Origin of the sequence: Brakhagea baltica (assembly GCF_052161605.1) — a bacterium.
Classification (GTDB): Bacteria; Planctomycetota; Planctomycetia; order Pirellulales; family Pirellulaceae; genus JBKCUI01.
The window spans coordinates 66,127-82,400 of record NZ_CP197409.1 but is presented as its reverse complement, the minus strand read 5'-3'; the positions used below and the strand labels follow the sequence as shown (position 1 = coordinate 82,400).

General features: G+C 53.5%; 11 protein-coding genes and 1 pseudogene. All 12 read right to left on the bottom strand.

Annotation, left to right across the window (positions count from 1 at the left end; all coding sequences use genetic code 11):
• Positions 1-134: 134 nt before the first annotated feature.
• Complete coding sequence (gene hrpA / locus SH449x_RS00315) at positions 135-4,355, bottom strand: ATP-dependent RNA helicase HrpA (protein ID WP_482379326.1); 4,221 nt, start codon at positions 4,353-4,355, stop codon at positions 135-137.
• Complete coding sequence (locus SH449x_RS00310) at positions 4,352-5,605, bottom strand: ABC transporter permease (protein ID WP_482379325.1); 1,254 nt, start codon at positions 5,603-5,605, stop codon at positions 4,352-4,354. Before SH449x_RS00310 ends, hrpA begins: the two co-directional genes overlap by 4 nt.
• Positions 5,602-5,973: an ATP-binding protein DrrA1-3 family domain-containing protein gene (locus SH449x_RS00305; protein ID WP_482381860.1), complete on the bottom strand. Its 372-nt coding sequence runs from the start codon at positions 5,971-5,973 to the stop codon at positions 5,602-5,604. The genes SH449x_RS00310 and SH449x_RS00305 overlap by 4 nt, the downstream gene beginning before the upstream one ends.
• Positions 5,953-6,498, bottom strand: a pseudogene (locus SH449x_RS00300) (ABC transporter ATP-binding protein); the annotation flags it as partial. The gene SH449x_RS00305 and the pseudogene SH449x_RS00300, both read right to left, overlap by 21 nt.
• Positions 6,499-6,758: 260 nt before the next feature.
• The gene (locus SH449x_RS00295) at positions 6,759-7,952 is read right to left on the bottom strand and encodes a putative Ig domain-containing protein (RefSeq protein WP_482379324.1); all 1,194 of its coding nucleotides are present in this window, start codon (positions 7,950-7,952) and stop codon (positions 6,759-6,761) included.
• On the bottom strand, positions 7,949-9,595 hold the full coding sequence (locus SH449x_RS00290; protein ID WP_482379323.1) for a hypothetical protein: 1,647 nt from the start codon (positions 9,593-9,595) through the stop codon (positions 7,949-7,951). The genes SH449x_RS00295 and SH449x_RS00290 overlap by 4 nt, the downstream gene beginning before the upstream one ends.
• A 70-nt stretch (positions 9,596-9,665) precedes the next feature.
• Positions 9,666-12,122: a hypothetical protein gene (locus SH449x_RS00285; protein ID WP_482379322.1), complete on the bottom strand. Its 2,457-nt coding sequence runs from the start codon at positions 12,120-12,122 to the stop codon at positions 9,666-9,668.
• Between the two features lie 124 nt (positions 12,123-12,246).
• Positions 12,247-13,326: a PulJ/GspJ family protein gene (locus SH449x_RS00280; RefSeq protein ID WP_482379321.1), complete on the bottom strand. Its 1,080-nt coding sequence runs from the start codon at positions 13,324-13,326 to the stop codon at positions 12,247-12,249.
• Positions 13,323-13,850: a hypothetical protein gene (locus tag SH449x_RS00275; RefSeq protein ID WP_482379320.1), complete on the bottom strand. Its 528-nt coding sequence runs from the start codon at positions 13,848-13,850 to the stop codon at positions 13,323-13,325. The genes SH449x_RS00280 and SH449x_RS00275 overlap by 4 nt, the downstream gene beginning before the upstream one ends.
• A 16-nt stretch (positions 13,851-13,866) precedes the next feature.
• Positions 13,867-14,598 (bottom strand): prepilin-type N-terminal cleavage/methylation domain-containing protein, encoded by a 732-nt coding sequence (locus tag SH449x_RS00270; RefSeq protein ID WP_482379319.1) that lies wholly within the window; start codon positions 14,596-14,598, stop codon positions 13,867-13,869.
• On the bottom strand, positions 14,582-14,986 hold the full coding sequence (locus tag SH449x_RS00265; protein WP_482379318.1) for a type II secretion system protein GspG: 405 nt from the start codon (positions 14,984-14,986) through the stop codon (positions 14,582-14,584). The genes SH449x_RS00270 and SH449x_RS00265 overlap by 17 nt, the downstream gene beginning before the upstream one ends.
• An 85-nt stretch (positions 14,987-15,071) precedes the next feature.
• Positions 15,072-16,274, bottom strand: a complete 1,203-nt coding sequence (locus tag SH449x_RS00260) for a type II secretion system F family protein (RefSeq protein WP_482379317.1) — start codon at positions 16,272-16,274, stop codon at positions 15,072-15,074.

Sequence of the window (16,274 nt, the reverse complement as noted above, 5' to 3'; positions counted from 1 at the left end):
ATACGCAGGCAAGCCATCGGGAAGAGTTTGGAGGGACACAGCATGTTTGCATCACGGCACGTTAAATTTGAGGGGCTGTAAAAATGCAGTGTCCCCAAATGGACCGTGCCCAAATGGAGGGGGGGACCGATTGCCTAGGGCAACTTTTCCTGGAGCTTTTCGAGACGCTTGGGCGAAATGCTTACGCGTGTCCCGAGATGCTGAGAATGTATCGACACTCGCAATTCCTCAATATGCCAACGATACTCTAGCAGACCGCCATAAGGCTCCAAGCTGTGGCAGCCCACTCGCTGTTTACCAACGTTCGGGATGGCTTGCAACGTGGCTTGCGAAGGCTGAATCTCTTGCCAACGCTTGATGTAATCGTCCCAAAAAACTCTGGCAGCGTTCTCTGAGGCTAAATCCTTCGCGGATCCTACCGTTTTTAATCGCTCCACTCGAATGGCTAGCGATTGTAAATATCGCGGATACTCCTTGAGCCAACACCATGAGACTCCCCACACCAATGAGTCTCGCCACAACTCATCCGCTTGCTCACGTATCTGCTTGATGTTCGCCCCATAAGAACTCGGTGATCTCTCGACGAGTGCACGTAGCTTGTGGTTCGCCTCCGCTACCTTCGGTAGCCACCGCGAAACCTCACTTGCTGCTAACCCGATTCGCTCAATCCGCTTGGTCCTCGCTAGCTCAAAATCGAGTTTCGTTCGCAATCCCGGTGCTAACTTTTCGACGTTCCAGTTCTGATCTACGAACGCGAGCCTCGCGACGAGATCCGCCAGCAAATTTCGTAGTCGATCTCCCGGAAACCGATCCGAAAGCCAAAGGCTTATCTGACCAAACTGCGGAAAGTGCTGAATGTGACTGCGGATCTCTTTGCGCTCTACTCGCTGAAACAACCGAATGCTCCCAACACGAAGCATTTGCTCCGCAAGTTCTCGATGATCGACAATTGTGGTAGCGATAGAATCCTCCGAAGTCACTAAACATGGATACAACTCGACCCGCACCCCGCCCCGGTTTTCTACAACCGATTCAGGCAACGACTCAATATCCCACGTTGTCAGATTGGTCCGCTTCCAATCGTAAGCGACCTCCGCTTGCTTGCCGCCTGGCACTGCGACCGGGGCGGTTTGCTTGGCACGCTGCGACTGCTGCAAATCGCCTAAATCGCGACTGCTCTGAACCAGCTTCCCATCTTGATCGATCAACTCGATCCTCATGCGAAGATGCTCGGGCAAAGAGCCAAGGTCGAAATCGCTGGGTTTGATGGGCTCTCGAATATGCTTCGAAATCACCTCGCAAACCGATTTCCAAAACGGTGACTGCTGACGATGCAGTTCGGTCAATGCTGGCAACAATATTGCGACCGTATCCGGCACAGGCACGAGCTGTCGTCGCAACCGCTTTGGTAAGGATTTGATGAGGTAAGTAAGCTTATCTTCGATAAGCCCAGGAACCAGCCACTCCAAGCGTTCTGTGTGGATCTGATGGACCACTGACTCTGGCACTGTGACGCTAACACCGTCAGACTCATGCCCTGGCTCGTATCGATACTTGAGGGGTAACTGCGTGACTCCCAACGACACTTGTTCGGGAAAGAGCTCATCGATCTCGTTGTGGTCAACAGGCAACACGATATCATCCCAGGTCAAGAACGGGGACTTGGCTGGCTCCTGCCCCGCCTTGCCTTTTTCGCTTTGAGCTAGCTCGCGATCCCACTTCTCCAATGTAGCTCGGTCGACCACAAAAGAGGGAATACGATTCTCATACAAGTCCACGAGCAACTGCGGATCGATGATCAAATCGCGACGACGTGTTTTGTCGGCCAGGGCTCGCACTTCTTCCATGAGTCGGCAATTGTGCTCCCAGAATTTAGCTCGCGAACTCAACTCTTCCTGAGCCAATCCGTGCTCGATCAAAAGCGTACGGGCCAAGCCAGGGTTGAGTGGAGGCAGCGGAACCGATGTCCGTGGCGAGACCGGCAACCCGAACAAGCTGCCGCGTCGCATGACCATCGCTCGGCCTTGCTTGCGACTAAAGTGGGCTTCGTCGTAAGAGTATTTGATCAAATGACCAGCCAAGCGTTCAACCCACTCTGGCTCGATGTGGGCGACTGTGCGAACGTAACGCTGCGTCGTTTCTACCCTTTCGGCAGCCACAATCCATTTCGGCTTGCTCTGTTTTACCCCGGATCCTGGCCAAAGCACGACCTCCAAGTTCTGTGCGGCTCGGTACTTGCCCGGCTCATCCATCATGGCGATGCCCGACAAAAGCCCCGACAGTATGGAAAGATGTAGTCGATCATAACCGACAATCTGCGATGGTTTAGCGAGTTGATTGCGATCGGGATAATCAGGACTTGCTACACTCCCTTGTACTACTTTGTGTTGGTCACGGCGAAGCTTGACCGCTTCCTGATGGCTCTGCGGAATTGCGGTGGGCGCATCTAACGGTAAAAGCTTAATCATGCGAGGCTCAAAGCGAGCCTTTGATTCTTTACAGCTCTCGAGCAACTGGCGATGCACATCAGCCCACTCTCGCATTCGAATCACCGACAAGAAGTTATCTTGTAGAGCCTTTTGCAAGCGAGAACGACTGAGATCCTCTCGGAGTTTGTGATAGAAATCCCATATCCGCAAAAACGAAAGAAAATCGCTGTTCGGATCCCGGAACTTGCTGTGCGCTTCATCAGCGGCAGCAGCTTTCTCCGGTGGCCGCACGCGTGGATCTTGTGACTCCAATGCGGCGGCGACGATCAACATTTCGTTCAAGCAGCCGTTTGTCTCCGACTCGATTATCATACGACCGACCCGTGGATCGACCGGCCAACGTGCGATTTTGCGACCGATTTCCGTTAAGCGTTCGTTGTGGTCGATGGCACCGATCTCGATCAACACGTTCATGCCTTCGCGAACGGCTTCCGATCTGGGGGGATCGAGCCAAGGCAGCGATTCGAAGTCGCTAATACCAAGCGATTTGGTATGAATGATCGTTGAGGCTAGATCGCTCCGGCGTATCTCGGGGGTCGCAAATTGCGGTCGTGATAGGAAATCTTGTTCATCATAGAGTCGAATCGCAATGCCCGGACCTAATCGACCACAACGCCCTGAACGCTGGTTGGCCGAGGCTTGCGGGATGGGTTCGATGGGCAGTCGCTGAACTTTGCTCTTGGCAGCGAATCGCGAGACACGTGCCGTGCCTGAATCGATGACGTACCGAATGCCGGGGACGGTAAGCGAACTCTCTGCGACATTGGTGGCTAGGACGATGCGAGTCTTGGAGTGAGGCTTGAAGACTCTCTGCTGCTCGGCTTCGGTAAGTCGAGCATAGAGTGGCAAGACCTCCACATCGCTGACTCGACCAACTCGCGTGAGATGCCCTCTCAAATGCTTAGCAGCGTCGCGGATGTCACGCTCCGATGGGAAGAACGCTAAAATGTCCCCACGCCCCTCCGAGAACAACTCGTCCACGGCATCGCAAAAACGATCCATTAGAGACGCGTCGTAGTCGTTTTCGGAGTTTCTATTGGCCTCTTGATACCCTAGTGCTCCTCGGTAGCGAATCTCGACTGGATAACTGCGTCCTTCCACTTGGATGATGGGGGCCGGACCGATGGCATCAACAAAATGCTCCGAGAATCTCTCCGCATCGATCGTAGCACTGGTAATGACGATCCGCAAATCGGGCCGTTTGGGCAAAATGTTGTGCAGATAGGCCATCAACAAATCAATGTTGAGCGATCGCTCGTGAGCTTCATCGACGATCACCAAATCGTACGCATCGAGAAAACGATCTCGCTGGATCTCAGCCAGCAACACCCCATCCGTCATCAACTTAACAAGAGATTCCGGCTTGGTCTGATCGTTGAAGCGAACCTTATAACCAACAGCATCACCGAGGTTCGAGTCCAACTCTTCCGCGATCCGCGTCGCGACAGATCGGGCTGCAAGTCGGCGTGGCTGGGTATGACCGATCCAGCCGTATTTTCCGAAGCCAGCTTCAATACAAAGCTTGGGCAATTGGGTGCTTTTTCCTGACCCCGTCTCGCCGCATAGAACAATGACCTGACGATTTTGAACCAAATCGATGATTTGATCGCGATAGTTGGTAATTGGGAGCTCAGGATCGTAGCTCAGGTTTACCGATTTTCTCTGGCGGTCTTCGAAAAGCGTCTGCGATTGGACGAGTGCATGATTCCATCGCTCGATATCGGCAGCTTTTCGCTGTCCGCTGGGCAAGCTTGCTATCTTGGCCCGCTGATGTTTGAGACGAAAGTAATGGCGTCTCAGGAGTTTTGTAGCATCTAGATCTAACAATCGTTCGGTGGTTGGCAGATCCGAATTCTGCGAGCTCATGCTCTCTCCCAACGAATCGCAAAGGCTCTCGCAAGAACGATAAATACCGCCCCTGAAGCCGTCAGAACCGCAAGTTCCGTTCCAATCTGATCAATCGCGAGCTCACGCCAAAAGACTTTGTTGAACCCTTCGAGCGCCCATGCGTTGAAAGTCCAGAGACCTGCCTTTTGAATGGTTTCACTCATCAAGTAACGGGGCACCATACTTCCCCCCAGCGCGCTCATGCTAAGAATGACTATGGTGGAGACCCAGCCTAATTGCGTTCGGGACTTGCAGAGAGAGGCAAGCAGCAATGCGAAACTAGACGATGCACCGGCGGTGACAACAGACATCGCTGCGAATCCAGCCCAATGGCGGGCGAGATCGATTTTGAAGACGAGAGCCCCCCAGCTAAACATAAGAATCATCTGCAGAACACCAATAATGGTCAGGTAAGACCATTTGCCCAGAAGCAATTGGTCCATCGTCAGTCGGCTGCTTAATAGTCGATCTAGGGTTGAATTCTCTAACTCTTCAAGAAGGGAGCCGCTGGCAGTTGTCGCGGAAAAGAGGAGAAACATGACTGCAATGCCAGCTGCATACATGGCTATTACGGGATTCGTTTTTTTCCCACCCATCAGATCGACTGCCAGAATTTCAGGCATGGCTGGCTTGTCGGGGGCCACAGCAGGTTTGTTTGCACTAATCGAATTGGTGAACGAAGCAGGTGCGACCACAGTGGATTGAGTAGGGATCCCCGGATCCGCGTCACTCAAACGTACGACTGCTCCCCGTTGGCTTGCTTCCTTTGCCACCACGTCGGCTTGAGCCAAATACACCACCCGCTGAACGACAGCGGTCAACACTTGTGAGGAGACTTGGTCAAACGAGTCGGTCAAAACCTCGATCTTGGGCTGCACGCCGTCTTGATCGGGTGAAAATACCACCGCAGCGGACACCATACCCCGTCGGACGAGATCGGCACCTGTCTCTCGCTTGAGCAACACCCAGGACTTGTCTTCGTTCTGGCTGTTGGTGATTCGCAGCGAGCCCTGTTCTGATAGCAGCTCCACAGATCGGCTAGCAAGCTTGGTGTCGGATTCGTTGCAAATCGCGATCTTGATTTTCGGAGTGGAGGACGAGGAATCTCTCGAACCAAATATCACGGCGAATATGCTGAAAAAAACGATCGGTACGATGAAAGTGAGGAACAGCTCAGAGCGATTGTTTCTGAGTCGCCTCCAACTCGTTTGAATAATAGTCGCAATCACTCGCGCAGCTCCTTGCCCGTCAAATGCAGGAACACATCATGCAGGTTGGGTTGGTGTACCTGCAGATCTTTGACGGTTCCCCCGCTCCTCTGAATGCGAGTGAGCACGTTGGGTAGCTCCTCGGCAATGTTATCGACCGTGATGACAAAGCGATTATTCTTAGAGTCCCATCGCAAACCAGGCGGAGAGACGACCAGAACTCCTTCGATCTCAAGAAAGATCTGCCTCTTGGATCCCACTGTTTGTTCCATCAATTCTTCCAGCGATCCGTCCGCGACGACTTGCCCGTGGTCAACGATTACAATCCTATCGCAGCGGGATTCGGCTTCGTCGAGATGGTGGGTGGTGAGTACGATGCTCGTTCCCAAAGCGTGTAGCTCATCGAGCATGTCGAAGATACGCTGTCGGCTTTGGGGATCAACGCCTACCGTCGGTTCATCGAGCAATAGGATTCGCGGCTTGTGCAGTACCCCGCATGCGATGTTGACGCGACGCTTCATGCCACCGGAGAAATTCTTAACCAATTCGTTGGCTCGGTCCGCCAAGCCAATCCACTCTAGAGCCCAGTTCACTCGCTCCTTCAGATGCTTGCCTCGCAACCCATGCAATTGGCCAAAACATTCCAAATTCTGTCGAGCGGTTAGATCTAGATAAATCGCTAACTCTTGAGGAACGACGCCCAGTTCCTGCAAAACGTTCGGCTCTCGAATCGACTTGCCGAACAACAGAACCTTGCCTGAGTCAGGTCGACTACGACCGCTCAATGTCCTGATAAGCGTGGTTTTTCCAGCCCCATTCGGGCCCAGAAGCGCTAGTCGCTCCCCGGTTCCTACGGAAAAGCTCATTCCGCGAAGAGCGTGATTGTCTCCGAATCGCTTGTGTATAGACTCCACTACCAAGGCCGCTTGCTCGATACCGGGCGAGGTAGATATCTCGAGCTTCGGGGATGAGGTTAGGATCGGCACGGTTGTTCAGGTTGTCGACTAGTCGAGGGATCGAATGCTAGCTGTCGGGCTTGTTTCTCGCCATAAGCTAGAGTGTACCACTCGCTCAAATTATAGAGGCCGAGCCTTTTGAATGAAACGCCGAAAATTGTCGATCGTGATATTCTATCTGATCGAGCTTTTGTGCTGGAATTCTGCTTCTCGAGAAATTAATCGACCTCGCCTCGTTTGAAAGCGTCGGCAATCGTCTCCTCGGGGCCGACAGTCCAGCGTCGTCCGTCGGTTTCTATCTCCATATAGCTGGCTCCAATCTTAATTACCTTACCCTGAACTCCACCGAGTTTGAGTTCGTCCCCCTCTCGAAGCTTCAACGTTTTTCCCTCTACTCGGGAGAAAACCCACGCTTCTGAACCTCCACGACCAGCCAGTAGGCCGCTCAGCTTCGCTTGAGATGCCACGTCGAACTGTATGGGAGCGGGTGGCGGTGTGGGTGGATCCTTTACATCGATCGTGATTAATTGCTTGGCGGTTTTGCTCGGCAACCCGGAATCCATGGCGATCACCGTGAACGATTGCTTGCCTGTTTTGCGCCCCGTCCAGGTGATTCGGCCGGTCTTTTCGTCCAACTTGAGTCCGTCAGGAACGCTTCCATCGAGAGCAAAAGTTAGTTTTTGGTTAGGATCGGGGTCTGACGCTTCGATCGTGTAATTAATCGGAGTGTTTACCACCGCATCAATGGTTTTGGTGGATCGCAATTGAGGTGGATTGTTCTTTGGCTCGAACAGGTTGCGGGTATAAATCGTCTTTTCGAAGTCCTGAATAGATTTGGCGAGCAGTTCTGGATCAGGCTTGGGTGCAGACTGTTTATCTTTCGATGTTGGCAATGAAAGCACCTCACAGTCCATGCTGATCTGGAGGTTCCCAGCTTGTTTGGGATCGTTTTTGGGTTGCAAATCCAGGCGAGTAATGCGGTGCAAATAGGGTTTGGTTTCGAACTCATGAAGCAATTGAGTTGCCTCGCGAAGTGTTCCCTCTGCAACCATAGAGAACTTAAACGTAGAGAATCCATCTCTCTCGACGTTGGTACCCATTGGCTTTGGCTTGGGATCACGCAACCCCACTGAGTCCGCCGTCTCGATTAGCCAGGACATATAGTCAGCTTGTGCGTATTCGACTTTTTTGGAGATGGATCGGGGCAAGGCTTTGTTGAGCCGTTGGGTAGAAAGCGTACCCTCCAGGATTTCCAGCTCCTGAGCTTGGAGCTTGGATTGGAGTGATGAGACATCCCGCTCCTTGGCATCAAACCCACTTTGAATGTAGGACCATACCATCTGGCCACCGAACAAGCTGCAAGCGACACCGACCGCACCAGCCAAAACCTTTTCGCGACTGCTCATGCTCATGATGCGATCTCCTGATTGTCTGTCGTTCCTGTGTTCGAGGTTTCCTCGTTCGAGTCATCGGCTTCAGTCGCGTCATCGTTAGCTTTAACGTCACCAGACTTCGTATCTGCTGATGATTGTTCCGATTGACTCGGATCGGATTTTTCCGTTGTGATTAAGGCGACATCTTTCCATTTACGTATGTCTTCGACTTTGCGGGGCTCCAACCTCATGGACAAATTCGAAGCCCATTTGTACGGGCTATTCTTATCCGGATTCGGAATCACTCCGCCTCCGATAACGACTCGATCAGAGCCTCGTAAGCGGTTCTCTGCTTCCGTTTTGTAGATTTGATCGGGGATGATGTAGTTCGTGGCGACAACTCCCTCGAATTCATTTCTGGAACCCACGAGACTGAAAGATGTTCCACGGAAAATCATCTTTTCAGGTGGAAGCGATTTTTCCGAAACATATTCGAGTTGCTCCAAGACGGAGTAGGTTCCGGATAGAAACTTTTCCAGCTTCTTCCATTGATCAGTATTTTTCTTGGCTATTTCCAAAGACCCTTTGTTGGCATCAATCTTGGCGGAAAGCTCTTGGATCTCCGAATCAAGAGCCGAGTGCGCGGACATATACCAGTAAATCCCTCCCCCAATGAGAACCGTAGCAGCAGTCGCCGCGAGAGCAATTTGTCGAATGGGGGTCTGTTTTTCCTCACGCTTTCGAGGATTGTGAAAGTCGATCAGATTGTTGGTCAAGCTGGGGGCCAACATGCCTCCAACGACCGCCGCGTATCGGCTCTTGTCCTCGCCGACTTCTTGTTTTGCTTTCGCGGAGACTTCGATCAAATCGAACGGATCGAGACCTTCCACTGGCATATTCAAAGTGCCAGATAGAGCGGTGCACAGGCTAGCTACACTTTCTGGAGAGCCCCAGAGCATGACCCGCTCGACATTCAATTGCGACTGTTGCGAGGCTGCGGCAAGCAAGGTTCGCTTGATTTCACCGGCTAGCACGCGAATCTTGCTGGCTTCGTCTTGCTCGGAATTGGTCCGAATCGTTCGCATGAACACCACATGCTTGCCCTCGGTGATGGCCATGTCGATCTCGTCGTTGACAAAGTCGACGAACAAGGTCGGTGCAGTGGCTAGTTCAGGCTTCTTCGCAATGGCAACCGAACAAGCCAGCATGGGACGCAGTACAAGTTGATTCAGCTTGAGTCCGCACGTATCCATCAGGTGGCTGATGCGATCGATGCGATTCGGGTTCATCGAAGCAGCCAAGATTTCGGAGGTGCCCTCTCCGGTCTTCAAAACGATGAAATCGATGGGCCAGTTGTCACCGACGTTCGCAAAGTGCCGCTGAGCAGCGAAACGAACCATGTCTGGCAACTCGTTCTTGTCTGCCGACGGGAGCTGCAAGGACCGAAGCTCAATACTGCTACGACCGATGCATACCACAGCGTTTCCGCCCTTGATGCCAGCCTTCTTGAGCAACATCTGAATCGCGGCGATCGTTTTCGGACTGTCGAGATAGTCCTCGGTGGGCTGTAGATCGAGCGGTGCACGAAGCAGATGCTCGATCGAGACCCCGGTCAGACCACTGGAGCCGATGGCCAGCCTGACTTCTTTGGGATCGCAATCTATACTTATGGTTTTTGACATGGAACGGATTCGTGTCTGTTTGGAATCAAAAAATCTAGCTGTAAAACATGAATGAATTGGCTATTTCGGCCTACTGTACTACCCCGAGCATCGCCCGTTGACCGAGCGTCGCCTGGCTAAACCCTCGCCCCAGATGATCCAGTTTGCGGTACATCACCACGACCGGCAATGCTCCGGATGCGTCGATGACCGCTTCTAATCGGGAAAAGCCTGCCGATTGCTCGAAATACCCGACACACTGAACCCGCATGCAATCCCCTCCCGCCGTAACAAGCGGTGCGATGATTTTCATTTGCTCCAAGGAAATAATCCCTTGGACCATGGGCCAAGTCTCAAATTTTCGATTTTCGTTATCTGCAAACTGCCCCCTCGCTTCGACGAGAGCATCCAGGATTTCCTCTGACATTCCTGGCAGCCCGGCGAGGATCTCGCGAGGTGCCTCATTTATATTAATTCGACCAGGCATCACCGTCGCGGTCACAGCCGTAAGTTTGTCCATAATCATGGGCAAATACAGGGCCATGGCGATCGGATTGTTCTCGAGCGGTGAGGTGATGGTCACCTGTTCACCGTTGATCGTCGCGGGGAACTCTGCGCCGATTAGGTCTAAAACTTGACGAACGGTACCAGATGGTGGGTTTTCCGTATCGATTCCGACCTGATCAAACATGTCGGCTGTCCACTTAACCTTGCGAGTCGGTGCGCCCCCAGCCGCAGCGGCTATCATGGCAGGGTCGCCAGCAGCCATCATTTCGCCATTGCCGCGACCTCGACCGGGTTGACCAGGTCCCCCCTCACCACCTCGGTTCGCGCCACCCGGACCGCCGCCACGTTGGCCACCGCCATCAGCGCCACGCTGGCCACCGCCATCGCCGCCACGTCCTGGTCCGCGCTGGCCTCCGCCGAATCCGCCACCTTGACCGCCGCCTCCTCTACCACCTCCGAATCCACCACCAGGGCCTCCTCCCTGACCGCCTCCAAATCCGCCTCCTGCCTGCCCCCCAGCACCCCCACCAGGCGGCTGGCCTCCAATCTGCAAAAACGAAGTCATCGACAATCCATTCGGATAAAACCACAGAGGCATGGCCGCTACTAGGGCTGAATCCAAGAAAACACCAGGGTTTGAGAAGCCAAGTGGAGGGCCCCCTCCTCCAGGTCCCATACCGCCTCCGCCGCCAGGACCGCCGCCACCACCTGGACGCCCTCCGCCGCCAGTACCGCCGCCACCACCGGGACGTCCACCACCTCCTGGACCGCCGCCGCCCATGCCGCCGCCGCCCATGCCGCCGCCGCCCATGCCGCCGCCGCCCATGCCGCCGCCGCCCATGCCGCCGCCACCCATGCCGCCGCCACCCATGCCACCTGCACCGGCTCCTTGTTGCTGTGATAGATAGCGGTAGGCCAAGATAAATGTTGCGATTTCGGCACCGACCGCAGTCTCGAGCTCAGGCTGCAACGTGGCGATGTCCTGAGAATTGATGTTGATCCGAGGATCACCGGTTTGCTGAACATTCTTCTCCTTGGAGTAAACGGTCAAATACGCGGCCCAGCCGAGCGGTGGTATGGTCATGCCGTCATCCGGCCCTCCCATCATTACCCCCATGCTGGCAGCTGCCGCCTCCTCAGCAGGATCCAATACTCCATTTCGGTTTTGGTCAAAGCCGAACAACAAGTCTGCTGTAACACCACGCACCAACAAAAGTTGCTCGATCGACTGCAACGGTCCGTTGATCGGAGCGTAGGGGGTCGGAAGTGTGGAATAATAGTCTCGCTCCGCGCCAAACTCTCGCGGCTCGTCGTCTTCGTCTATGAAGTCGAGAATAGCGTCAGCGATTTCCTCCGTCATGCCGGGTAGTGCCATGAGCAAGGTTCTGGCGATCCCGGCCGGTGCCGCACCGTCCCCCCCCATCATTCCAGCAGCGGCACCCGCTAAATCAGCACTCCCAGCAGCATCTCCCAATCCCAAAGAAGCCATTCCCGGTGCGACTTGTTGAGCGATCTGCCCCAGCGAAAGTTGACTATCGATCACCGGCAGCACGTTCAAGTTTAACTTGGCCGACTCATTCATCATGCCAAAACGAAGCCCCGCGAAACGCCCCATCTCGTCCAGCTCCGGTGCCACAACGGAATAATTGCAAACGTTTCCTTCCATCCTGCCTTGCAACACCGGAATCGCCTGAAACGTGTTCGGGTTATTGTAGGTCCCACCAGCTTCGTCTCGCTCGATCCGACTCGCAGCTAAAAACAACCGAGCCGCATCCATGGCTGAGTCGGCAGCATAACGTGCCTGGATCGATTCCCCCAACAACACGGACTCTTGATGCCCGATGAGCATGCTTCGAGAATAAGCTAGGGCTCCCAAAGAAATCGAAGCCACAACCAATAGCACGATCAACAAGATGATTCCACGACGCGAACGCGCTCTGCCTGCGTTGGCACTGGTTCCTGTCGCCAGATTAATCCTGCGAGCGTGCCCTCCCGGTCTTGCTGCGATCGTTCGTACAAGTCGTCGTTTTTTTCTGGCCATCGATCTTATACTCTCAGCAATACGCGTAATAAAAAGTTCCAAGCGAGACTTGAGGGACCGGTCTCGCCCCAATTACGGCCTTGCCTAATGACTGGCGGCTGTCCCATTCGTCCTCAGGGACTGCCTACAATCCCAAGGCTCCCATGCCACTGTCACCCGTTGCCGGGTCCATTTGAGGCCTAACCAATAATTGAGAACCCGGAATTACCGTTGTAGTGGTGTAAATTTCTATCCCATTTTCCGAAAGCGAACCGGACGTAAGGGACAAAATGGACTGCCCCGGTTCCACGGGATCGCTTTGTCGCTTGGACTCAAGTTGCATGGCTAAAGTTATCCGCACCACCAACGGAAGACCCTGGATACTGCTGTCCCACTCCATTTGCCACATGGCACCGTCGAAATACTCGAACTCCAATGCAATGACCTCGGGAGCTAGCAACTCCCCTGTTCTTTGCAAGGAATCAGTCGTTCCCTGCTCATACGCAAACTGCGTAATCGCACGGTCCACCGAGCGACGAACTAAACCGCCGACAGCACCGTCGTTGTTTGCCAATCGAGAACGAATGTCGATCTCTGTCGCTAACGGATCGCGAACACCGTCCGTCCTCTTGCTCTGAACAAAATAGGAGACGGTCTTGATATCACTGGGCAAGTCTGCCACAGTTCCGCTAATGAGGTCCGGCTCTCTCGGAATGTACTCATCGGGACGAGGGAGACGACTGATATCAATCTCAATTGAAGTGCTGGATCCGTAAATCCCAGGGGGCAAACTTGCTAAAGCAGGCACTCCTGCCATGGAGCTTCCATCCATGCTAGAAGCCCCTCCGGCATCCATACCCGTTGCCGCTCCACCGGTTGATCCACCACCACCTCCGCCGCCAGACTGCCCTCCTGAAAGGAGTTCACTCAAGCCTGCCGAATCGAACGCTTGATGTCGAACCACCGTGCGAATATCGTCAGCGATCATATTGAGCAAGGCACGGGCTAATTGCGTCTGCTTGACGCGATCTCGGCCGATGCTCTGATTGGTCAAATAAACTTGCACCAGCGAACCGATGATTCCAGTGATCACCGCCGTTAAAGCAATCGATAAGAGGACTTCGACCAACGTGAAACCTGGTCGGAGTCTGTACCCCTGTAGGCTGCGCAGCCTAGCCCCTGGGACTGCTACTTGCTGAGTTTGATTGCGATGTTCCGATTTCATAAGCTCGCCAATCCCATAAAAGCGATGGAACGACTCGATGGACCGAAGCTGCTGACTGTCGGAGGAGTATCCAGCCCAAGTGACGGATCAATCACCCATCTGACCACATAAAACAGTTCTCTAGGCCCCTCAGGCGAATCGATAATATCCGTAATCGCCAGACGCAGGCCGATCATATTGGGCCGCTCGGCAACAACCGTTTCCAGCTTGTAATACCAACTGCCTCTAGCAAAATTACCATCGACGGGCGCCCAATCTGTAGCTTGCATGGGTATCGCTCCTACCAAGATCTCCGACATTGTCCCCTCGCAAATGAGCTGAGCCGAAGCGATTCTTTGAGCCATCATCGCATTGTTTGTCGCTCGACGGGTAATCTGAGCGAGTAAAGCAGCAGAAGTGGCAAGGATAGATAACGCCAACACAACCTCTAACAAGGAAATCCCTTTCCTGCGTCTTGGCTTGCCCCCCCGGGCACGTAGGGCAAATCGAGATCTCGTTTTGACTGGCTGATGACCGAACTTCATAACTCGCACCACTCCTTTACTGAGCTGGAACAAATGCAGACGGATCAAGACTGGTGGTTTGGAACTTTGACATTTGACCGACGATGCCACGCAATTGCACGACCATCCGCCGACCTTGCTGATCGATCAAGATGATCTGCGCCGTGGTGCTCGACCCGTCAGGATACAAAAGAACCGGATTGCACTTTCCCCCCGCGACAGCACTTGCAGTGGGTAACATTCCGGTATCTGTCTGAATGGCTGACGCGCTGCGCGTATCCATTACGGTTTCGACCGCACTGAACTGCACGTATACATCAAGCTCCTTTGGTTCCTTCTGGCCGGACGATTGAGAGGTCTCAATCCCTCCGCCAGGAGCGGCAGCCGTGTCCAATGTCATTCCCAACGAGGTTGTAATCGTAGCACCAGCGGAAGCGTCGATCTCATCACTCGCCATGAGCCATGGCTTGACGATGTAATCTCTTCCCCCCACCGTGGCCTCGAAGACTTGAGTTTGCCCTGTTTGGATGGCCCGAACCCTACCCTCGGCAATGTCGTTGATAAGCTGATCTGCCGCTACCGAAAGCTTGCGGCTGGTGATCATGGAATTGACGGTCGGCGCTGCCAACCCAGCTAACGCTGCCAGAATCGCCAACACAAGCAACACTTCTAGCAGCGTAAAGGCCCGCCGAGCGGGCCTTGGATAGGAGGCTGTTACACGCCTAGTTCTGATCAGGCGTGCAAGCCGCACACTATGGAGTGATGTCATCGGCCGTTCCGGATTGTCCATCCGGCCCTGCACTTCTCAGTTCAAACTCCATGCCACTTGGTCGGTACTCGTATGGTCGATTCCAAGGGTCCAAAGGTAATTTCTTTAGCTTCTGCACCCAAAGAGCTGGATCAACGTCCGACGGTTGGTTCACCAAAGATTCTAGATCGTTTGGCAAGCTACCCACCATCAGTTGATACTCTTGGAGGGAGGCAGACAAAATTCCAAGCATCGCCTTGGCTTCCCTCTGCTTTGCCTGTTGCAACGTGCCGGTCATGGCTCGGATGCCAAACCCTGCAATAACCACGATGATGACGAGTACCAAGAGGACTTCCATCAGCGTGAAGCCTCTTCGTAACGATCTGCGTATAAGTCTGTTTCGTTTCATTGTGTTCCCTTTCCTTCTATTTTCGATAATTTCAAATCGCACATTCCTGCGAAAGGCTTTTGGATTGAGGTGCTTTACTCGTATTTTACAGTGTACTGGCCGAATTGATAATCGGTAGCAGCAAGGCTAGAACGACGAACATCACCATCCCTGCCAACATCAACAACATGAACGGTTCTAGCAACCGAACCACCGTTTCCAATCTGCGGAATGTTGTTCGCTCTAGATTATCCGAAATTGTCACCAACACGTTGTCGAGCGTGTTGGACTCCTCGGCGATCGAAATCATCTCCACAACCGTCGTTGGAAAATGTCCCGATTTTTCTAACTGTTTCGCAAGCCGCTCTCCCGCCTGGATCTCCTCGCTCGCCGCGAGAACCGATTCCGATAGGATCAAGTTCCCGGCAGCTTGACGACTGATTTCCAGCGATCGCAACAATGGCACCCCGTTCTTGAGCAATGTTCCTAACACTCGGCAGAAACGAGCAACTGCTAGATTTAGAAACACCGATCCTAACAAAGGTGTCTTGATTTTTACTAAATCGAAGCGTCTTTTTCCTTGATCGGTCTTTAAGTACTGACTAAGCCCCAACCCTATCAGACCGATGCCTCCCAACACCATCCACCAATAACTCTGAACGACCTGACTGATGGCTAGCAGAATTTCCGTAGCCTGAGGTAAGGACCCTTTGTCTCGCATGTCCGCAAAAATATTCTCGAATTGCGGGACGAAGAAGACTAGCAAAACTGTTACAACCAAAACGCCAACTGTCATCACGAAGACAGGATAGGCTAACGCACCCGCCGTCTTGCTCTTCATTTCCTCCTGCTGCTGCACGAACGAACCGACTCGCTCGAGGGCATCTTCCAAAAAGCCTCCCTCGCTTCCCGCTTTGACCATGTTGACGCCAATGTCGTTGAAGACGCGAGGAAAACGCTCCATGGCGTCCCCCAACGATTCTCCCTCTTCAATCTTGGCCTTGATCTCGGACACAGCGAAACGAAGCGATTTGCTCGTGCCACCTTGGGTAGACAAAACTGCTAGGGCTCTTAGCAGCGGCACACCGCTTCGCAGAAGTGAGGCAAGTTGCTCGTAAAAACCAGCCATCTGCGTTCCAGAAACGCGGCCAGTCCCTTTGACTTGCGTTCCTTTATTCAGTGTGATCGAAACTGGAAACAGCGATTTGGCTCCCAATTGAGCCGCAGCATCGCGTTGATTGTTGGCCGAAATTGTGCCAGCAATCGATTTTCCATTCATGTCACGGGCTAGATAAGCAAAGTCAGGCAT

Coding starts and splice junctions, on each gene's coding strand:
- hrpA (WP_482379326.1), bottom strand. CDS start 4,355: ATGAGCTCGCAGAATTCGGATCTGCCAACCACCGAACGATTGTTAGAT.
- SH449x_RS00295 (WP_482379324.1), bottom strand. CDS start 7,952: ATGAGCATGAGCAGTCGCGAAAAGGTTTTGGCTGGTGCGGTCGGTGTC.
- SH449x_RS00290 (WP_482379323.1), bottom strand. CDS start 9,595: ATGTCAAAAACCATAAGTATAGATTGCGATCCCAAAGAAGTCAGGCTG.
- SH449x_RS00285 (WP_482379322.1), bottom strand. CDS start 12,122: ATGGCCAGAAAAAAACGACGACTTGTACGAACGATCGCAGCAAGACCG.
- SH449x_RS00280 (WP_482379321.1), bottom strand. CDS start 13,326: ATGAAATCGGAACATCGCAATCAAACTCAGCAAGTAGCAGTCCCAGGG.
- SH449x_RS00275 (WP_482379320.1), bottom strand. CDS start 13,850: ATGAAGTTCGGTCATCAGCCAGTCAAAACGAGATCTCGATTTGCCCTA.
- SH449x_RS00270 (WP_482379319.1), bottom strand. CDS start 14,598: ATGACATCACTCCATAGTGTGCGGCTTGCACGCCTGATCAGAACTAGG.
- SH449x_RS00265 (WP_482379318.1), bottom strand. CDS start 14,986: ATGAAACGAAACAGACTTATACGCAGATCGTTACGAAGAGGCTTCACG.
- SH449x_RS00260 (WP_482379317.1), bottom strand. CDS start 16,274: ATGCCTGACTTTGCTTATCTAGCCCGTGACATGAATGGAAAATCGATT.